This window comes from Streptomyces sp. NPDC048473, assembly GCF_043200155.1.
Classification (GTDB): Bacteria; Actinomycetota; Actinomycetes; order Streptomycetales; family Streptomycetaceae; genus Streptomyces.
On sequence record NZ_JBICXE010000011.1, the window covers coordinates 93,288 to 109,526 of the forward strand.

At 69.7% G+C, this 16,239-nt stretch carries 19 protein-coding genes and 4 tRNA genes; 15 read left to right on the top strand and 8 right to left on the bottom strand.

The genetic code is table 11. The features are described from left to right. The first annotated feature begins 21 nt into the window (after window positions 1-21). From ACGFU7_RS20070 to ACGFU7_RS20085, 4 genes are all read left to right on the top strand, one after another. Window positions 22-94, top strand: a tRNA-Glu gene (locus ACGFU7_RS20070). Between the two features lie 60 nt (window positions 95-154). Beyond that, window positions 155-227 (top strand) — tRNA-Glu (locus ACGFU7_RS20075). 12 nt (window positions 228-239) lie between these two features. Beyond that, window positions 240-311 (top strand) — tRNA-Gln (locus ACGFU7_RS20080). Between the two features lie 25 nt (window positions 312-336). Continuing rightward, a tRNA-Glu gene (locus tag ACGFU7_RS20085) sits at window positions 337-409 on the top strand. Window positions 410-466: 57 nt separating this feature from the next. Here the strand turns inward: ACGFU7_RS20085 and ACGFU7_RS20090 are convergent. Then, window positions 467-1,108, bottom strand: a complete 642-nt coding sequence (locus ACGFU7_RS20090) for a MerR family transcriptional regulator (RefSeq protein WP_393697352.1) — start codon at window positions 1,106-1,108, stop codon at window positions 467-469. 92 nt (window positions 1,109-1,200) lie between these two features. Between ACGFU7_RS20090 and ACGFU7_RS20095 the strand changes: the two genes are divergently transcribed. Then, on the top strand, window positions 1,201-1,698 hold the full coding sequence (locus ACGFU7_RS20095; protein WP_393697353.1) for a DUF4188 domain-containing protein: 498 nt from the start codon (window positions 1,201-1,203) through the stop codon (window positions 1,696-1,698). A 55-nt stretch (window positions 1,699-1,753) separates the two neighbouring features. On the opposite strand, the gene ndgR is transcribed toward ACGFU7_RS20095, so the two are convergent. After that, the gene (gene ndgR / locus ACGFU7_RS20100; protein ID WP_014048551.1) at window positions 1,754-2,470 is read right to left on the bottom strand and encodes an IclR family transcriptional regulator NdgR; all 717 of its coding nucleotides are present in this window, start codon (window positions 2,468-2,470) and stop codon (window positions 1,754-1,756) included. A 174-nt stretch (window positions 2,471-2,644) separates the two neighbouring features. On the opposite strand from ndgR, the gene leuC reads away from it, so the two are divergent. The 4 genes from leuC to ACGFU7_RS20120 all read left to right on the top strand — a co-directional run bounded on the left by leuC (window position 2,645) and on the right by ACGFU7_RS20120 (window position 5,815). Beyond that, the gene (gene leuC / locus ACGFU7_RS20105; RefSeq protein WP_393697354.1) at window positions 2,645-4,069 is read left to right on the top strand and encodes a 3-isopropylmalate dehydratase large subunit; all 1,425 of its coding nucleotides are present in this window, start codon (window positions 2,645-2,647) and stop codon (window positions 4,067-4,069) included. 5 nt (window positions 4,070-4,074) lie between these two features. Then, on the top strand, window positions 4,075-4,668 hold the full coding sequence (gene leuD, locus ACGFU7_RS20110) for a 3-isopropylmalate dehydratase small subunit (protein WP_393697355.1): 594 nt from the start codon (window positions 4,075-4,077) through the stop codon (window positions 4,666-4,668). Between the two features lie 104 nt (window positions 4,669-4,772). Next, entirely contained in the window at window positions 4,773-5,000 is a 228-nt protein-coding gene (locus ACGFU7_RS20115) for a hypothetical protein (protein ID WP_072487271.1), read from the top strand. Between the two features lie 143 nt (window positions 5,001-5,143). Next, a complete protein-coding gene (locus ACGFU7_RS20120; protein ID WP_393697356.1) occupies window positions 5,144-5,815 on the top strand; it encodes an HU family DNA-binding protein in 672 nt (223 codons plus the stop codon). A gap of 95 nt (window positions 5,816-5,910) precedes the next feature. Here ACGFU7_RS20120 and ACGFU7_RS20125 read toward each other — a convergent pair whose 3' ends face one another. Both ACGFU7_RS20125 and cofC read right to left on the bottom strand, forming a co-directional pair. Next, the gene (locus ACGFU7_RS20125) at window positions 5,911-6,114 is read right to left on the bottom strand and encodes a hypothetical protein (RefSeq protein WP_327370078.1); all 204 of its coding nucleotides are present in this window, start codon (window positions 6,112-6,114) and stop codon (window positions 5,911-5,913) included. Window positions 6,115-6,124: 10 nt separating this feature from the next. Further along, window positions 6,125-6,808 (bottom strand): 2-phospho-L-lactate guanylyltransferase, encoded by a 684-nt coding sequence (cofC, locus tag ACGFU7_RS20130; RefSeq protein WP_393697357.1) that lies wholly within the window; start codon window positions 6,806-6,808, stop codon window positions 6,125-6,127. 149 nt (window positions 6,809-6,957) lie between these two features. On the opposite strand from cofC, the gene ACGFU7_RS20135 reads away from it, so the two are divergent. The 3 genes from ACGFU7_RS20135 to ACGFU7_RS20145 all read left to right on the top strand — a co-directional run bounded on the left by ACGFU7_RS20135 (window position 6,958) and on the right by ACGFU7_RS20145 (window position 9,981). After that, on the top strand, window positions 6,958-7,710 hold the full coding sequence (locus ACGFU7_RS20135; RefSeq protein ID WP_393697358.1) for a lysophospholipid acyltransferase family protein: 753 nt from the start codon (window positions 6,958-6,960) through the stop codon (window positions 7,708-7,710). After that, window positions 7,707-8,717: an NAD(P)H-dependent glycerol-3-phosphate dehydrogenase gene (locus ACGFU7_RS20140; protein ID WP_393697359.1), complete on the top strand. Its 1,011-nt coding sequence runs from the start codon at window positions 7,707-7,709 to the stop codon at window positions 8,715-8,717. The genes ACGFU7_RS20135 and ACGFU7_RS20140 overlap by 4 nt, the downstream gene beginning before the upstream one ends. A 106-nt stretch (window positions 8,718-8,823) precedes the next feature. Further along, complete coding sequence (locus tag ACGFU7_RS20145) at window positions 8,824-9,981, top strand: D-alanine--D-alanine ligase family protein (RefSeq protein WP_393697360.1); 1,158 nt, start codon at window positions 8,824-8,826, stop codon at window positions 9,979-9,981. A 49-nt stretch (window positions 9,982-10,030) separates the two neighbouring features. Here ACGFU7_RS20145 and ACGFU7_RS20150 read toward each other — a convergent pair whose 3' ends face one another. Beyond that, window positions 10,031-10,519 carry a DUF3515 domain-containing protein gene (locus tag ACGFU7_RS20150; RefSeq protein WP_393697361.1) on the bottom strand — a complete coding sequence of 163 codons (489 nt, stop codon included), beginning with the start codon at window positions 10,517-10,519 and terminating at the stop codon, window positions 10,031-10,033. Window positions 10,520-10,539: 20 nt separating this feature from the next. Continuing rightward, window positions 10,540-10,773: an Lrp/AsnC family transcriptional regulator gene (locus tag ACGFU7_RS20155; RefSeq protein ID WP_393697362.1), complete on the bottom strand. Its 234-nt coding sequence runs from the start codon at window positions 10,771-10,773 to the stop codon at window positions 10,540-10,542. A gap of 323 nt (window positions 10,774-11,096) precedes the next feature. On the opposite strand from ACGFU7_RS20155, the gene ACGFU7_RS20160 reads away from it, so the two are divergent. Together ACGFU7_RS20160 and thiD are read left to right on the top strand one after the other, a co-directional pair. Next, window positions 11,097-12,068: a thiamine-phosphate kinase gene (locus ACGFU7_RS20160; RefSeq protein ID WP_393697363.1), complete on the top strand. Its 972-nt coding sequence runs from the start codon at window positions 11,097-11,099 to the stop codon at window positions 12,066-12,068. 10 nt (window positions 12,069-12,078) lie between these two features. Continuing rightward, a complete protein-coding gene (gene thiD / locus ACGFU7_RS20165) occupies window positions 12,079-12,885 on the top strand; it encodes a bifunctional hydroxymethylpyrimidine kinase/phosphomethylpyrimidine kinase (protein ID WP_393697364.1) in 807 nt (268 codons plus the stop codon). A gap of 85 nt (window positions 12,886-12,970) precedes the next feature. On the opposite strand, the gene rpmB is transcribed toward thiD, so the two are convergent. Further along, on the bottom strand, window positions 12,971-13,156 hold the full coding sequence (rpmB, locus tag ACGFU7_RS20170; protein WP_030928661.1) for a 50S ribosomal protein L28: 186 nt from the start codon (window positions 13,154-13,156) through the stop codon (window positions 12,971-12,973). Window positions 13,157-13,414: 258 nt separating this feature from the next. Between rpmB and ACGFU7_RS20175 the strand changes: the two genes are divergently transcribed. Next, entirely contained in the window at window positions 13,415-15,028 is a 1,614-nt protein-coding gene (locus ACGFU7_RS20175) for a DAK2 domain-containing protein (RefSeq protein ID WP_393697453.1), read from the top strand. Window positions 15,029-15,183: 155 nt separating this feature from the next. Here the strand turns inward: ACGFU7_RS20175 and ACGFU7_RS20180 are convergent, their stop codons facing one another. Then, on the bottom strand, window positions 15,184-15,933 hold the full coding sequence (locus ACGFU7_RS20180) for a hypothetical protein (RefSeq protein ID WP_393697460.1): 750 nt from the start codon (window positions 15,931-15,933) through the stop codon (window positions 15,184-15,186). Window positions 15,934-16,239 lie beyond the last annotated feature (306 nt).

The following is a 16,239-nucleotide window of genomic DNA, read 5'->3' on the forward strand; positions in this document are numbered from 1 at the left end:
GAAATGCAAGAGTAGTAACAAGCCCCCGTTGTGTAGCGGCCTAGCACGCTGCCCTCTCACGGCAGTAGCGCCGGTTCGAATCCGGTCGGGGGTACAGATCCTTCCCGCGAGATCATCTGGGTCGCACCCACGCTCTCGATGCAGGATCGCTAGGGCCCCCGTTGTGTAGCGGCCTAGCACGCTGCCCTCTCACGGCAGTAGCGCCGGTTCGAATCCGGTCGGGGGTACTTGTAACACCATGGGCTATGGTGTAATTGGCAACACTACGGTTTCTGGTACCGTCATTCTAGGTTCGAGTCCTGGTAGCCCAGCGCAGAAATGCAAGAGTAGTAACAAGCCCCCGTTGTGTAGCGGCCTAGCACGCTGCCCTCTCACGGCAGTAGCGCCGGTTCGAATCCGGTCGGGGGTACAACAGAGCGACAGACAAGGGCCCTTCACCTCGGTGAGGGGCCCTTTCTCTTGTCCCTCAGAGCCCGTACCGCCGGGCCGACTCCTCCTCCTGAGCCATCCTGCGCAGCGACATCAGCAGCGGCTCGTAGAGCACGGCCGACGCGACCGCCGTCTCCACCTGTTCCGCCTCCGTGGGGTACGTCTCCATCATGTCCAGGTCCTGGACGGCGACTTGGTGCATGAGGCGGGCCTGCTCGGCCAGATACTCGACATCACAGGGATAGCCGAGCCGGATGAGGGTGGCCACCGACGACACCAGCGCGCGATGGGCGGGGGACAGGGAGCCGAGTTCCTGCGAGGTCGCCCAGCCGAGCCGGTCCAGGAGCCGTTCGACCTCCTCGCGGGCAGCCGCCGTCTCCGGGGCGTCCTCGTCCGGGTCCGGACCGTGCGGGAGCGACCACAGCGCGGCGCCCAGACGAATCGTCCGGCCCAGGGACTCGTCGTCGACATGGGACAGGACCTCGCGGGCCGTGGCCACGGGGAGGCGGCCGACCTGGATCAGGGCCCGCACCAGACGCAGCCGGCGCAGATGGCTCTCGTCGTACTCGGCCTGCGTCGCGCTGACCCGGTGGCCCGGCCGCAGCAGCCCCTCGCGCAGGTAGTACTTGATCGTCGCGGTCTTGACGCCGCTCTGCTCGCTCAGTTCCGAGAGTCGCATGTTCCGTGCCTTCCCTTGCACCACCTCTTGGGCAGTGCCACTATCCAATCATTGGATAGTGGCACTCTCCAAGAGGAGAAGGGGGTACGGCCATGTTCGCGAAGCCGATTCCGGGGCGGACGACCGCCGCAGCCGAGGGGGAGGTGGTCGTCCTGCTCATCGGGATGCGCATCAACCACTTCCGGGGCGTGCACCATTGGCTGCCCGTGCTGGCGGCAATGCCGCGCATGCTGCGGGAGTTGAGCAAGGACAGGAGCCGCGGTCTGCTCGGCTACACGCTGCTGTCCGGCTCGCCGCGGACGTACTACGTCGTCCAGTACTGGGAGTCGAAGGAGAAGCTGTACGCGTACGCGAGCGCTCCCGACATGTTCCACCGCAAGGCCTGGGCGATGATGAACCGTAAGGAGAAGAAGTCCCGGCAGCATGTGGGGCTGTGGCACGAGACGTACATAGTGCCCGAGGGTGGCTACGAATCGATCTACGCCGATATGCCGGCCTACGGACTGGCCGCGGTGACCGGCGTACTGCCGATCGAGGGGCGGGGCCGCCGGGCAGCGGACCGTCTCGCGCACCGCTCGTCCGCGAAGTGAGGTTCTGAGAGGGGCCGCCACGACGCTGGGGCGGCCGGAGTATTTCTTACGTACGTCAGCCCGTGCGGCGCAGGGCCTCGCTGAGCCTGGCCGCCGAGTCGATGACCGCCTGGGCGTGCATCCGGCCCGGGTGCCGGGTCAGCCGCTCGATCGGTCCGGAGACCGAGACGGCGGCGACCACCCGGTTCGAGGGGCCTCGCACCGGCGCCGAGACCGAGGCCACGCCCGGCTCGCGCTCGCCGATCGACTGGGCCCAGCCCCTGCGCCGTACGCCGGAGAGCGCCGTCGCCGTGAAACGGGCGCCCTGGAGGCCGCGGTGCAGACGCTCCGGCTCCTCCCAGGCCATCAGGATCTGGGCCGACGAGCCGGCCTTCATGGTGAGCGTGGAGCCGACCGGCACGGTGTCCCGCAGACCGGACAGCCGCTCCGCCGCCGCCACGCAGATCCGCATGTCGCCCTGTCGCCGGTAGAGCTGCGCGCTCTCGCCGGTGATGTCGCGGAGGTGGGTGAGCACCGGTCCCGCCGTGGCCAGCAGGCGGTCCTCGCCCGCCGCCGCCGCGAGCTCCGCCAGCCGGGGGCCGAGAATGAAACGGCCCTGCATGTCCCTCGCCACCATCCGGTGGTGTTCCAGTGCCACGGCCAGTCGATGAGCCGTGGGTCGTGCGAGCCCGGTCGCCGCGACCAGCCCGGCGAGGGTGGCCGGACCGGACTCCAGGGCGCTCAATACCAGAGCTGCCTTGTCGAGAACGCCGACGCCGCTAGAGTTGTCCATACGACGATACTCCCGTCTCACTCTGTGAAACGCAAGTTCAATTTTCGGCGGAAGTTGCGAACCTGTAGGGGCGGCCACACAACGGCCCGCAGCCACCGCCCCGCACGGGGGTCCGGACGGCGGCGCACCGAATCTCTAGTTGGGCCGGCGAAGACGCCGGCCGGAGGGAAAGCGATGGGTAGGACACTCGCGGAGAAGGTCTGGGACGACCATGTCGTCCGGCGCGCCGAAGGTGAGCCCGACCTCCTCTTCATCGATCTGCACCTGCTGCACGAGGTGACCAGCCCCCAGGCCTTCGACGGCCTCCGGCAGGCCGGACGCCGGGTGCGGCGCCTCGATCTCACCATCGCCACCGAGGATCACAACACCCCGACCCTCGACATCGACAAGCCGATCGCCGACCCGGTCTCCCGCGCCCAGTTGGAGACCCTGCGCAAGAACTGCGCGGAGTTCGGTGTACGGCTGCACCCGCTGGGCGACGTCGAGCAGGGCGTCGTGCATGTGGTCGGCCCGCAACTGGGCCTGACCCAGCCCGGCACCACGGTCGTCTGCGGCGACTCCCACACCTCCACGCACGGCGCTTTCGGCGCGCTGGCGTTCGGCATCGGCACCAGCCAGGTCGAGCACGTCCTGGCCACCCAGACGCTGCCGCTGGCCCGCCCGAAGACCATGGCGATCACCGTCGAGGGCGAACTGCCCGACAGCGTCACCGCCAAGGACCTGATCCTCGCGATCATCGCCAGGATCGGTACCGGCGGCGGCCAGGGCTACATCCTCGAATACCGCGGTTCCGCCATCGAGAAGCTCTCGATGGAAGCCCGGATGACCATCTGCAACATGTCGATCGAGGCCGGCGCCCGGGCGGGCATGATCGCCCCGGACGAGACCACCTTCGACTACCTGAAGGGCCGCGACCACGCCCCGCAGGGCGAGGACTGGGACGCCGCCGTCGCGTACTGGAAGACGCTGCGCACCGACGACGACGCGGTCTTCGACGCCGAGGTCGTCATCGACGCCGCCGTACTGGCGCCGTTCGTCACCTGGGGCACCAACCCCGGCCAGGGCGCGCCCCTGTCGGCCAACGTCCCCGACCCGGCTTCGTACGAGGACGCCTCGGAGCGCAACGCCGCCGAAAAGGCCCTGGAATACATGGGGTTGACCGCCGGCCAGCCGCTGCGCGAGATCAACGTGGACACCGTCTTCGTAGGCTCCTGCACCAACGGCCGGATCGAGGACCTGCGTAACGCGGCCGCGATCCTGGACGGCCGCAAAGTCGCCGAGGGCGTACGGATGCTGGTCGTCCCGGGCTCCGTCCGGGTCGCTCTGCAGGCCGTCGAGGAGGGCCTGGACAAGGTCTTCACCGCCGCAGGCGCCGAATGGCGGCACGCGGGCTGCTCGATGTGCCTCGGCATGAACCCCGACCAGCTGGCCCCCGGCGAGCGCTCCGCCTCCACCTCGAACCGCAACTTCGAGGGCCGGCAGGGCAAGGGCGGCCGTACGCACCTGGTCTCCCCGCAGGTCGCCGCCGCCACCGCCGTGCTGGGCCACCTGGCCTCGCCGGCCGACCTGTCCGACGCCCGTACGCCCGCCGGAGTCTGAGAATCATGGAAGCTTTCACCACACACACCGGCCGGGCCGTCCCGCTGCGCCGCAGCAACGTCGACACCGACCAGATCATCCCCGCCCACTGGCTGAAGAAGGTCACCCGCGACGGCTTCGAGGACGGACTCTTCGAGGCCTGGCGCAAGGACGAGAACTTCGTCCTCAACCGCCCGGAGCGCAGCGGCGCCACGGTGCTGGTGGCCGGTCCCGACTTCGGCACCGGATCGTCCCGCGAGCACGCCGTGTGGGCGCTGCAGAACTACGGTTTCAAGGCCGTCATCTCCTCCCGGTTCGCCGACATCTTCCGCGGCAACTCGCTGAAGAACGGGCTGTTGACCGTCGTCCTCGACCAGAAGGTCGTCGACGCGCTCTGGGAGCTGACCGAGACCGACCCGACGGCCGAGATCACCGTCGACCTGGAGTCCCGCCAGGTCCGTGCCGAGGGCATCACGGCCGATTTCGAGCTTGACGAGAACGCCCGCTGGCGGCTGCTGAACGGGCTGGACGACATCAGCCTCACCCTTCAGAACGAAGCGGACATCGCGACTTATGAGGCGGCAAGGCCGACCTTCAAACCGCGTACAATTAACGCCTGAGCAGCGCGTTTCCGGGACTGCGCCCCCTGCCATCTGGTAGGGGGCGCAGTCGCTTGTTGAGACCCCGTCGGGCGACAACTCGCCCCAGATGGCACAATCGGTGCATGGAACGCGACAGCCAACTCAAGCTTTACGGCCAAGTCGCCGACCGATTGAAGGAAGCGCACACAAGAGTGCGCGCACTGCAAGTCCCGGAGGGCGTAAGGATGGCGCTGTCCCGGAAGCTGTTGGTCATCACGGCCGCGGCTAAGCACGATCTCCCGGATGCGGCAAGGCGTCTGGACCGGTTGATGAAGGACCTCGATGAGGGCCGATTCCCCGAAGGTGACTGACTCTGCGGAACTGCGCAGCGGTCGACTTCGTTGCGGCACTAGGGTGATTAGCCCGTTTCGTGTTTGATTTGCGGTATATATCTGCCTAACGTGCGAAAACGCTTGAACACTTTCGTTCTGGCAATGTCTCCGAAGGGGAAGACGTGAACAAGGCGCAGCTCGTAGAAGCGATTGCCGACAAGGTCGGCGGCCGTCAGCAGGCCGCGGACGCCGTCGACGCGGTGCTCGACGCGATCGTCCGTGCGGTTGTCGCGGGGGACCGTGTCTCGGTCACCGGCTTCGGCTCGTTCGAAAAGGTCGACCGCCCCGCCCGCTACGCCCGCAACCCGCAGACGGGTGAGCGGGTGCGGGTCAAGAAGACCTCGGTGCCCCGTTTCCGTGCGGGACAAGGCTTCAAGGACCTGGTGAGCGGCTCGAAGAAGCTCCCCAAGGGTGAGGTGGCCGTGAAGAAGGCGCCCAAGGGCAGCCTCTCGGGCGGTGCTTCCACCCGTACGACGACCAAGGCAGCCGCCAAGAAGGCCACCGCGAAGAAGGCCGTGGCGAAGAAGGCCACCGCCAAGAAGGCCGTGACCGCTGCGAAGACCACTGCCGCGAAGAAGACCACCGCGAAGAAGACCACCACCGCGGCGGCCAAGAAGACCACGGCAGCGGCCAAGAAGACCACCGCAGCGGCGGCGAAGAAGACGACGGCCGCCAAGAAGGCCGTCGCCAGCAAGACCGCGCCCGCCAAGAAGGCCACGGCGAAGAAGGCGCCCGCGAAGAAGACCACGGCGCGCAAGACCACGGCGAAGAAGGCCACTGCACGGAAGAAGTGAGACCGAGCAGCGCAGGGCTACTCACACGCGCCGGGCCGGGCTCCCCTCGGGGAGCCCGGCCCGCGGGCTGTCGTGGGAAGGGTGCGCGCAGCCGTTCAGAACGTCTGCAGCGTCACCAGCGTGATCCGCAGATCCGCGCCCTCGCCGGTGCCCTCGATCCGCACCCGCTGCCCCGGACGCAGCAGCCGCAGACCGCCGGCGTCGAAGGCCCTGGCATCGAATTCCACCGGGGTGCCGTCGTCGAGCAGCACACTGCCGGTGCGGGTCTCGGGGTCGTACGTGTACGAGGTCGCCTGCATGAACGGCAGCCTATCGGTCCGCCGACGGGGCTCCCGCGGCCCAGCGCCCCGCCGTGTGCGGGCCGACCCCCAGGGCCAGCGCCGCCCGCAGATCGTCGCCGGTGTCCACGTCCTGGCGGACCGAATCGATGCCGGTCAGGCCGATTTCCACCGCTCCGGAGTCCAGATGCCGGGCCCGGGAAGAACCGCCGAAATCCGGTCGCAATTCCACTCCCGGCGCAGCCGACAGAAATGTTGTACCGATTCCTGCCGCATCAGTGACAAATGCCCGGGGAAATGCGGCGGAAAAATCGAGTACCCGGGCCAATTCTGCGGGGCGCAGCGCGGGCAGATCCGCATTGAGAGCGGCGAGGGCCGCCCCGGGCCGCCGGTCCCGCACGGTCCGCTCACCGTGTGCCAGGGCGGCGTTGAGTCCGCGGTCCGGTTCGTCGGGAACGACGTGTGCTCCGAGGGCCGCGAGAGCCGCCCCGGCCTCCGTATCGTCCGTGACGACCACCACATCCCGTACCGCCCGGCAGGACAGGGCGGCGGCCACGGTGTCCCGGGCGAAGGCGAGGGCGAGCCGTGGGCGCAGCGCGGCGCCCGTCGCGGGCGCGAGCCTGCTCTTGGCCCGCGCCAAGGGCTTCAACGGGACGACCAGGGACCAAGGACCGGCCGGGTCGGTGTTCGTGGCGATCTCCCTCTCGATACGCATCGCCGCTTATTCTCGCCTGCCGGTGCGAGAACCCGGAGGGTCGGTCCCGAAAGCGGGGCGTACGGTGTTCTCGACAGAGCAGGGGCCTGGGGCGAGACTTGACCGTCGGTAGCCAGGCAGCAGTCAGGTCCTTAGAGGAAGGTGTCCGAGTGTCCCGCCGCAGAATCGGCTTCTGGTACCGCCTGGCGGCGGCCATCGCAAAACCGCCGTTGGTGGTTCTGTTCAAGCGTGACTGGCGGGGAATGGAACACATTCCGGCCGACGGCGGATTCATCACTGCGGTCAATCACAACTCGTATCTGGACCCGCTTTCCTACGGTCACTTCCAGTACAACACCGGACGGGTGCCGCGGCTTCTCGCGAAGGCGGGCCTCTTCAAGACCCCCTTTGTCGGAATGATGCTGCGCGGCACCGGACAGATCCCCGTGTACCGCGAAACGACCAATGCGCTGGACGCCTTCAGGGCCGCTGTCGGCGCCATCGAGCGCGGTGAATGCGTCGCCTTCTACCCGGAGGGCACCCTCACCCGCGACCCCGACATGTGGCCGATGGCCGGCAAGACCGGTGCGGCCCGCGTCGCGTTGATGACGAAGGCCCCGGTCATCCCGGTCGCCCAGTGGGGCGCCAACCTGGCCATGCCGCCGTACGCCAAGGAGAACAAGTTCCGGCTGTTCCCCCGCAAGACCCTCCAGGTGCAGGCCGGACCGCCCGTCGACCTCTCCCGGTTCTACGACAAGGATCCGACGCCGGACGTCCTGCGCGAGGCGACCGAGGTCATCATGGCCGCGGTGACCGCGCAGCTGGAGATCGTACGGGGCGAGAAGGCGCCCGCCGAACCGTACGACCACCGCAAGGCGCGTGCAGAACAGCGGCGCAAGGCCGAAGGAAAGGGACCCAAGTGACGCACCCCGCAAAGGCAGCCGTCTTCGGAACCGGCTCATGGGGTACAGCCTTCGGCATGGTTCTCGCCGACGCCGGCTGCGAGGTCACCCTCTGGGGCCGTCGCGCCGAAGTCGCCGAGGCGGTCAACACGACCCGTACCAACCCGGACTATCTGCCGGGAATTGAACTCCCCGCGTCGATCCGGGCCACCACCGACGCCGCCGAGGCGCTGCACGGTGCCGACTTCGCCGTGCTCGTGGTGCCCTCGCAGACGCTGCGCGCCAATCTCGCCGACTGGGCCCCGCACCTCGGCTCCGACACCGTTCTCGTCTCGCTGATGAAGGGCGTCGAACTCGGCACCGCGAAGCGGATGAGTGAGGTCATCGAGGACGTCACCAAGGTCTCCGCGGACCGCGTCGCCGTCATCACCGGCCCCAACCTGGCCAAGGAGATCGCCGAACGCCGCCCCGCCGCAGCCGTTGTCGCCTGCCAGGACGAGTCCGTGGCCCGGCGCCTCCAGACCGCCTGCCACACCTCGTACTTCCGCCCGTACACCAACACCGATGTGGTCGGCTGCGAACTCGGCGGCGCGGTCAAGAACGTCATCGGTCTCGCCGTGGGCATCGCCGACGGCATGGGCCTCGGGGACAACGCCAAGGGCTCGCTCATCACCCGCGGCCTCGCCGAGACGACCCGTCTCGGCCTCGCCATGGGCGCCGACCCGCTGACCTTCTCCGGACTCGCGGGCCTCGGCGACCTGGTGGCGACCTGCTCCTCGCCGCTCTCGCGCAATCACACCTTCGGCACCAACCTCGGCCGCGGAATGACGCTCCAGGAGACGATCGCGGTCACCAAGCAGACCGCCGAGGGCGTCAAGTCCTGTGAATCGGTGCTCGATCTGGCGCGCAGGCACGGCGTCGACATGCCCATCACCGAGACGGTCGTCGGCATCGTCCACGAGGGCAAGCCGCCGATGGTCGCGCTGGGCGAGCTGATGTCGCGCAGCGCGAAGCCCGAGCGACGCTGACGACAGGCCCCTGGGGGCGCGCAGGGTGGTGAACGTTCGCGGTCACCGCTCCAGCGGCCCCGGCCACGCTGACGCGAGTGGTACCAGCAGGTACGCTCAACGCGATATGAGCAGCGAGAACCTCCCCCAGAGCCCGGAGCAGCAGCTCCGCAAGCCGCGCGTGGCCGTCGTGTTCGGCGGCCGCAGCTCCGAACACGGCATCTCGGTCGTCACGGCCGGCGCCGTCCTGAACGCCATCGACCGGACGAAGTACGACGTCCTGCCGATCGGCATCACGACGGACGGCCGCTGGGCGCTCACCGCCGACGAGCCCGCACGCATGGCCATCACGGACCGGAAGATGCCGGACGTGGCCCAGCTGGCCGAGTCCACCGAGGGCGCCGTGGTGCTCTCCGTCGACCCCGGCAGCCGCGAAGTGGTGTACAGCGAGCCCGGCTCGGTCCCCAAGGCACTCGGCGAGGTCGATGTCGTCTTCCCCGTGCTGCACGGCCCGTACGGCGAGGACGGCACCCTTCAGGGGCTCCTGGAGCTCTCCGGTGTGCCGTACGTCGGCGCCGGGGTGCTCGCCTCGGCGGTCGGCCAGGACAAGGAGTACATGAAGCGGGTCTTCACCTCGTTCGGGCTGCCGGTCGGCCCCTACGTCGTGGTACGCCCCCGCGAATGGGACACGGACCCCTCCGCTGCCCGCAAGCGCATCGTGGACTTCGCCGGTGACCACGGCTGGCCGCTCTTCATCAAGCCCGCCCGGGCCGGCTCGTCGATCGGCATCACCAAGGTCGACGACCTCTCCGGTCTCGACGAGGCGATCGAGGAAGCCCGCCGCCACGACCCCAAGTTCCTGGTCGAGTCGCTGCTGCGCGGCCGCGAGATCGAGTGCGGGGTGCTGGAGTTCGAGGACGGACCGCGCGCCAGCGTGCCCGCCGAGATCCCCCCTGTGACCTCGCACGATTTCTACGACTTCGAGGCCAAGTACATCGACTCGGCCTCCGGGATCGTGCCCGCCCCGCTCACCGAGGAGCAGACGGCCGAGGTCCAGCGACTGGCGGTCGACGCCTTCGAAGCCACGTCCTGCGAGGGCCTGGTACGCGCCGACTTCTTCCTCACCGAGGACGGCGGCTTCGTGATCAACGAGATCAATACGCTGCCGGGCTTCACCCCGATCTCCATGTACCCGCGGATGTGGCAGGAGAGCGGCGTGAGCTACCAGGAGCTGGTGGACCGGCTGATCCAGGCCGCGTTGAACCGGCCGACCGGCCTGCGCTGAGAAGAGTCCCGCACCGTAGGGCGTGCGCTCCCGTCGCGGAGCACACGCCCTACGGGCTGCTGGGAACCGTCTTCCTGACGGCCGGGCCGAACGCGGCCAACGGGGTCGCGTCATGCGCGTACGCCGTCGACAGACTCACCTCGACGTACGCCTTGCGGTAGGTCGTCGTAAAGCGCGGACCGGCGTCTTCCGGCTGCTCCAGCAGCCAGTTGACGCCGTCCGCCTCGGTCCCCTTCGCCATGGGATCGTCCATCTTCGCGGGCCGGGGGACACCGCAGCGCAGTACGATCGCTCCGTCCCCCCACTCGGCGGTCAGCTCGGACTTCGTCCCGGTGTCACCGCGGTCGAGTCCGGCAACGGTCTTCGGCAGCTCCTTGTGCAGTGCACGGCAGTAGGCTGCGGCTTCCGGTGACGGTGTGGGAACCGTGATCGACGCCGCGGCGTCCGTTGAGGAGCAGCCCGTCGCGGCCAGCAGCAGTGCGGCAACGGACGGACCGAGAAATACGGGGTGGCAGAGCCGGCGGCGCGATGATGTCACCGGCCCAGCGTAGACGGGGACTACAGATGAACGACCGGGCAGGTCAGGGTTCTGGTGATGCCTTCCACTTGCTGGACCTTGGCGACCACCATGTGGCCGAGTTCATCGACCGTGTCGGCCTGGGCGCGCACGATCACGTCATAGGGGCCGGTTACGTCCTCTGCCTGGATCACTCCCGGAACTTTGGCGATGGTCTCGGCGACGGTCGACGCCTTGCCCACCTCGGTCTGAATAAGGATGTACGCCTGTACCACGGAACCTCCAGGGCGGCCACGAGGATCATGTGGGGGAAAGGGACGCCACGGTATCGCGTTGCCGCGGGCCGCGGGGAGACCTACGGGGTGGTTGACGTCCACAGCGTGGCGTACACAAGACACAAGTTGACGTATCTCTTGACAGTACCGACAGCAGTGACGGCCCGCGACCGCAAGTGCAGCGGTGCGAAAGGGGGACAGACATGCCGATGAGAACCGGTGCAGACTGCTCCCTGCGGCGGCGGCCGGTCCACGATCCGGACCCCCGGCCGCTGAAGCAGCCCGGACGATCGTCCGGCGCGATAGATGAGAGGTGAGACTCGGTGAAGGGAACCGTGGGCGAGTTGGGGGAGTTCGGGCTCATCAGGGAGCTCACTTCCCGGCTCACCACCACTCCGGCGGTACGGCTCGGCCCCGGCGACGACGCCGCGGTCGTGTCCGCTCCCGACCGCAGGGTCGTGGCCAGTACGGACATCCTGTTGGAGGGACGGCACTTCCGTCGCGACTGGTCGACGGCGTACGACGTCGGCCGCAAGGCCGCCGCCCAGAACCTCGCCGACATCGCCGCCATGGGCGCCGTGCCCACCGCGCTGCTGCTCGGCCTGGTCGTCCCCGCCGAACTCCCGGTCACCTGGGCCGGTGAGCTGATGGACGGCATCCGTGACGAGTGCCAGGTCGCCGGTGCGGCTGTGGTCGGCGGCGATGTGGTGCGCGGTGAGACGATCACCGTCTCGATCACCGCACTCGGCGATCTGCGCAACCACGAACCGGTCCTGCGGTCCGGCGCCCAGCCCGGCGATGTCGTCGCCGTCACCGGCTGGCTCGGCTGGTCCGCCGCCGGATACGCCGTGCTCTCCCGCGGCTTCCGCTCGCCCCGCGCCTTCGTCGAGGCTCACCGGCGCCCCGAACCGCCGTACCACGCAGGCCCCGCGGCCGCAGGGCTCGGCGCCACCGCGATGACGGACGTGAGCGACGGACTCGTCGCCGACCTCGGGCACATCGCCGAGGCCAGCAAGGTCCGGATCGATCTGCGCTCCGGACTCATCGACATCCCCTCGCAGATGTCCGACATCGGTCAGGCCGTCGGCGTGGACCCGCTGCAGTGGGTGCTGACCGGGGGAGAGGACCACGCGATCGTCGCCACCTTCCCGCCGGACGTGAAGCTGCCCGCCCGCTGGAAAGTGATCGGCGAGGTCCTCAACCCCTCGGCGCTGCCGCAGGTGACGGTCGACGGGGCGCCCTGGACCAGCAAGGGCGGCTGGGACCATTTCGGGGACATCGAGGATGCCCAGTAGATTTCGGCCCATGCCCATATCTGCTGCTGTACCCGCCCGTGTGCTCACCGTCGCCGGATCCGATTCCGGCGGCGGTGCGGGCATTCAGGCCGATCTGAAGACGATGCTGGCGCTCGGTGTGCACGGAATGAGCGTGCTGACCGCCGTCACGGCCCAGAACTCGCTGGGGGTGCAGGGCGCCTGGGAGCTGCCCGTCGAGGCCGTACGCGCCCAGTACCGCAGTGTGGTGGACGACATCGGTGTGCAGGCGGTGAAGACCGGCATGCTCTCGTCGGCCGCCCTCGTGGAGACCGTGGCCGAACTCCTCGCGGGCACCGACGCCCCGGTCGTCGTGGATCCGGTCGGGGTCTCCAAGCACGGAGATCCGCTGCTGGCCGCCGAGGCGCTCGATTCCGTACGGACGAAACTGCTGCCGGTCGCCACGGTCGCCACCCCGAACCTGGACGAGGTGGCGCAGCTCACCGGCGTGAGCGTCACGGACGAGGCCGGAATGCGGCAGGCCGCCACCGAGGTACTGGCTTTCGGGCCGCGCTGGGTCGTCATCAAGGGTGGCCATCTGCCCGGCGAGCCCGTCGATCTGCTGACGGACGGCACCGAGGAGCACTGGCTGCGCGCACCGAGGCACGACAACCGCCACACCCACGGCACCGGCTGCACGCTCGCCTCGGCGATCGCCTGCTCACTGGCCCGGGGCCAGGACGTACCCACGGCGGTACGGGGCGCGAAGGCGTACGTCACCGGGGCGATCGCGGCGGGCTTCCCGCTGGGCGCCGGAATCGGCCCCGTCGACCACGGCTGGCGCACGCGCGCCGTGTGAGGGCCCCAGGAGCACAGCAAAAAGCCGGTCCACCGAGGTGGACCGGCTTTTTGGGCAACCGGAAGGCTGCGCTACGACGGGAACGTCAGCGCGCGACCTTGCCGGCCTTGATGCACGAGGTGCAGACGTTGAGCCGCTTCGGCGTCCGACCGACCACGGCACGCACGCGCTGGATGTTGGGATTCCAGCGACGGGACGTACGGCGGTGCGAGTGCGAAATGTTGTTGCCGAAGCCCGGCCCCTTGCCGCAGACGTCGCAGTTGGCAGCCACGGGTCACTCCAAAGACTTCAGGTGCACTTACAGTGAATTCCGGCGCGCCGGAATCATTTGACTGAAGTGGCGGCACCGGAGGGATGGCCCGACTTTCATCGGGCAACCGAAGCAGCATACAACGGCTGCGTCGGTGGAACGAAACTACCATGGGTTCAGCTGCCTCCCGTCCCGCCCCTGTCCCCGCCGGATCCGGCGCACGGGACTACTCTGCGGTGCAGCCGGCCACCCATGGCCGATTTCGAGGAGGACCGACAGGTGCCGCAGACCGCCGACGACATGGACGCCGTCGCGGTGCGTACCTGGTGCTCACTGGCCCTTGAGGCGCTGGGCCGGGAGCGCGAGGCGATCGACGCGATCAACGTGTACCCCGTCGCCGACGGGGACACCGGTACGAACCTCTATCTGACCGTCGAATCCGCCACCCAGGCCGTCGAAGCGGTCTTCGCCGCCCACGAGACCGGTACGACCGTGCCCGCCGCCGCCGACGCGGTACGGGCCATGGCGCACGGAGCACTGATTGGTGCCCGCGGAAACTCCGGCACGATCCTGGCCCAGCTGCTGCGCGGGATGGCGGGGGTGCTGGCCGACGGGCACGACACGGACCATCTGCGCCGGGCGCTCACCGAGGCCGCCGCCGCCGCCCGGCAGGCCGTCGCCCACCCCGTCGAGGGCACCGTGCTCACCGTGGCCACCGCAGCCGCCGAGGCCGCCGGGCGCACGGCGGGCGACGCCGGAACCACGGCGGTCGCACGGGCGGCGTACGAGGGAGCGCGGACGGCCCTGGAGGCGACCCCCGGACAGCTTGCCGTCCTCGGGCGGGCAGGCGTGGTGGACGCCGGGGGACGGGGCCTGGTGACGGTGCTCGGGGCACTCGTCGAAGCGGTCTCCGGGCGGGCGCCCGAGCGCACATACGTGGCCGTGCCCGCGCACCTCGTAGCTGTGCCGGAGGACTGCGCGGAGGGCGGACCGGCCTTTGAGGTCATCTACCTGCTGGAGGCCACGGACGACGCCGTGGACCGGCTGCGGACCCGGCTCGACGGGCTCGGTGACTCGCTCGTGGTGGTGGGCGGCGACGGGCTGTGGAACGTCCATGTGCATGTCGACGACGCGGGTGCGGCGGTGGAGGCCGGTGTCGAGGCGGGGCGGCCGTACCGCATCCGGATCACCCACTTCGGAGCCGACCGGGTGCACCCCCACACCGAACCCGTGCAGCGTGCGGTCGTCGTGGTGGTCCCCGGCGACGGGCTCCGCGGCCTGTGCAAGGAGGCCGGGGCCACGACGGTCCTGGCGCGCCCCGGGGAACCGCCTGCCAGCGGCGAACTGGTCGACGCGATCCGCCGGGCGCACGCCCGCGAGGTGGTTCTGCTGCCCAACGACGCGGAGCTGCGCCACACCGCCGCTGCCGCGGCCGAACAGGCCCGCACGGAGGGCGTCCGGGTCGCCCTGATCCCGACCCGGGCCGCCGTCCAGGGCATCGCGGCCCTCGCCGTCCACGAACCCGGCCGCAGCTTCGACGAGGACGTGGTGGCGATGACCGCCGCGGCCGGCGCCACCCGCTACGCCGAACTGGCCGTCGCCGAGCGGCAGTCCTGGACCATGGCGGGCATCTGCCAGGCCGGCGACATCCTGGGCCTGATCGACGGTGATGTCGCGGTCATCGGCGAGGACGTACCGGAAACGGCCCGGAACGTGCTGGACCGCATGCTGGCGGCGGGCGGCGAACTGGTCACCCTGGTCCTGGGCGAGGACGTCCCCGACAGCCTGGCCGACGCGCTGGAGGAGCACGTACGCGAGGGCTATCTGGCGGTCGACACGGTGGTGTACCGGGGCGGCCACCAGTGCGCTCCGCTGCTGATCGGGGTGGAGTAGGGCGGCGCGCGGCCGGCGCGGGTGTCCTCAAGCGTCGGACGGGCGGGTCAGGGACTTCCTCAAGCGTCGGACGGGCGGGTCAGGGACTGTCCTCAAGTGCCGGACGGGATTGATTTCTGTACCTGTGCGTCGGACGCGCGGGTCGGAGACTGTTCTCAAGTGCCGGACGGGCTCGAATTCTTGGTCACGTACTTCAGCAGCGCCTCCGCCTCCGCCCGCCGTGCCCGGCCCGTCTCGTCCGGTTCCCCGTCCCCGTACACATCGAGGACGCTGCGGGCCCGTGCCCGGGCCGCGTCCGGGCGGTTCAGGTCGGCCTCCAGCCAGGCGGCCATCAGATCGGCGGCCGTGCGCAGGCCGAGGAAGCCGGGCCCGGCCTCCGCGAAGCCGGCGACCGCCCGGTGCACGTACGCGAGCGCCTCCTCGAACTCCGGCGCCTCACCCGGCTCGCCCTGGCAGACATGGGCGATCAGCTCGCCGGTCTGGCGGTGGGTGTCCGCGAGCTCCGCCAGCAGCGTGGGCGCCCCTTCTGCCGGGCCACCCGCCAGCGCCGCCTCGCACTCCCGCTCGGCCGCCGCCATGAACGCCCGTGCCGCGTCCGGGCCCGGCTGCCCGTCCCGGATCGCGATCCATGCCCGCACCCGCAGCGTCCGTACCAGCGCAGGGACGTCGCCCAGCTCGCGCCACAGCTCCCCGGCCCGGGTGTACGCCTGCTCGGCCTGGGAGTCGAGATCGGCCCGGTAGAGCGCCTGCGCGGCAAGATTGGCGAGCATCGCGTGGTCGTGCTGCTCGGGCCAGTGGCGGGCGATGTCCGCCGCCTCCAGCCAGTGCTGCGCCGCCTCCCGCGGCTCGCCGAGCGCGGTGAGGGAGTCCCCGAGCCACCACAACGTCTGGGACCGCGCTGTCACCGTGGTCCTCGGCCGTGATGTCGGGCAGTACGGCCTCCAGCACGGCAGCAGCCTCCGCGGCCCGGCCCAGCTGAAGCAGCCAGCCGCCGAGCTGATGGCGGGCGTGGACCCCGAGCGTCGCGCTCTCGCCCGACTCGTCCGCCCAGTGCGAGGCATCCAGCGCATGCTCGGTCGCCTCGTCGAACTGCCCGGTGCCACCGAGGATTTCGGCGAGCCGGAGATGCAGCCGGGCCCGTCCGGGCGCCGTGACGAACTCCGCCCCCTGCTCCAGGGCGGCCCGGGCGGCGCGCTCCGCCCGCTCGTACT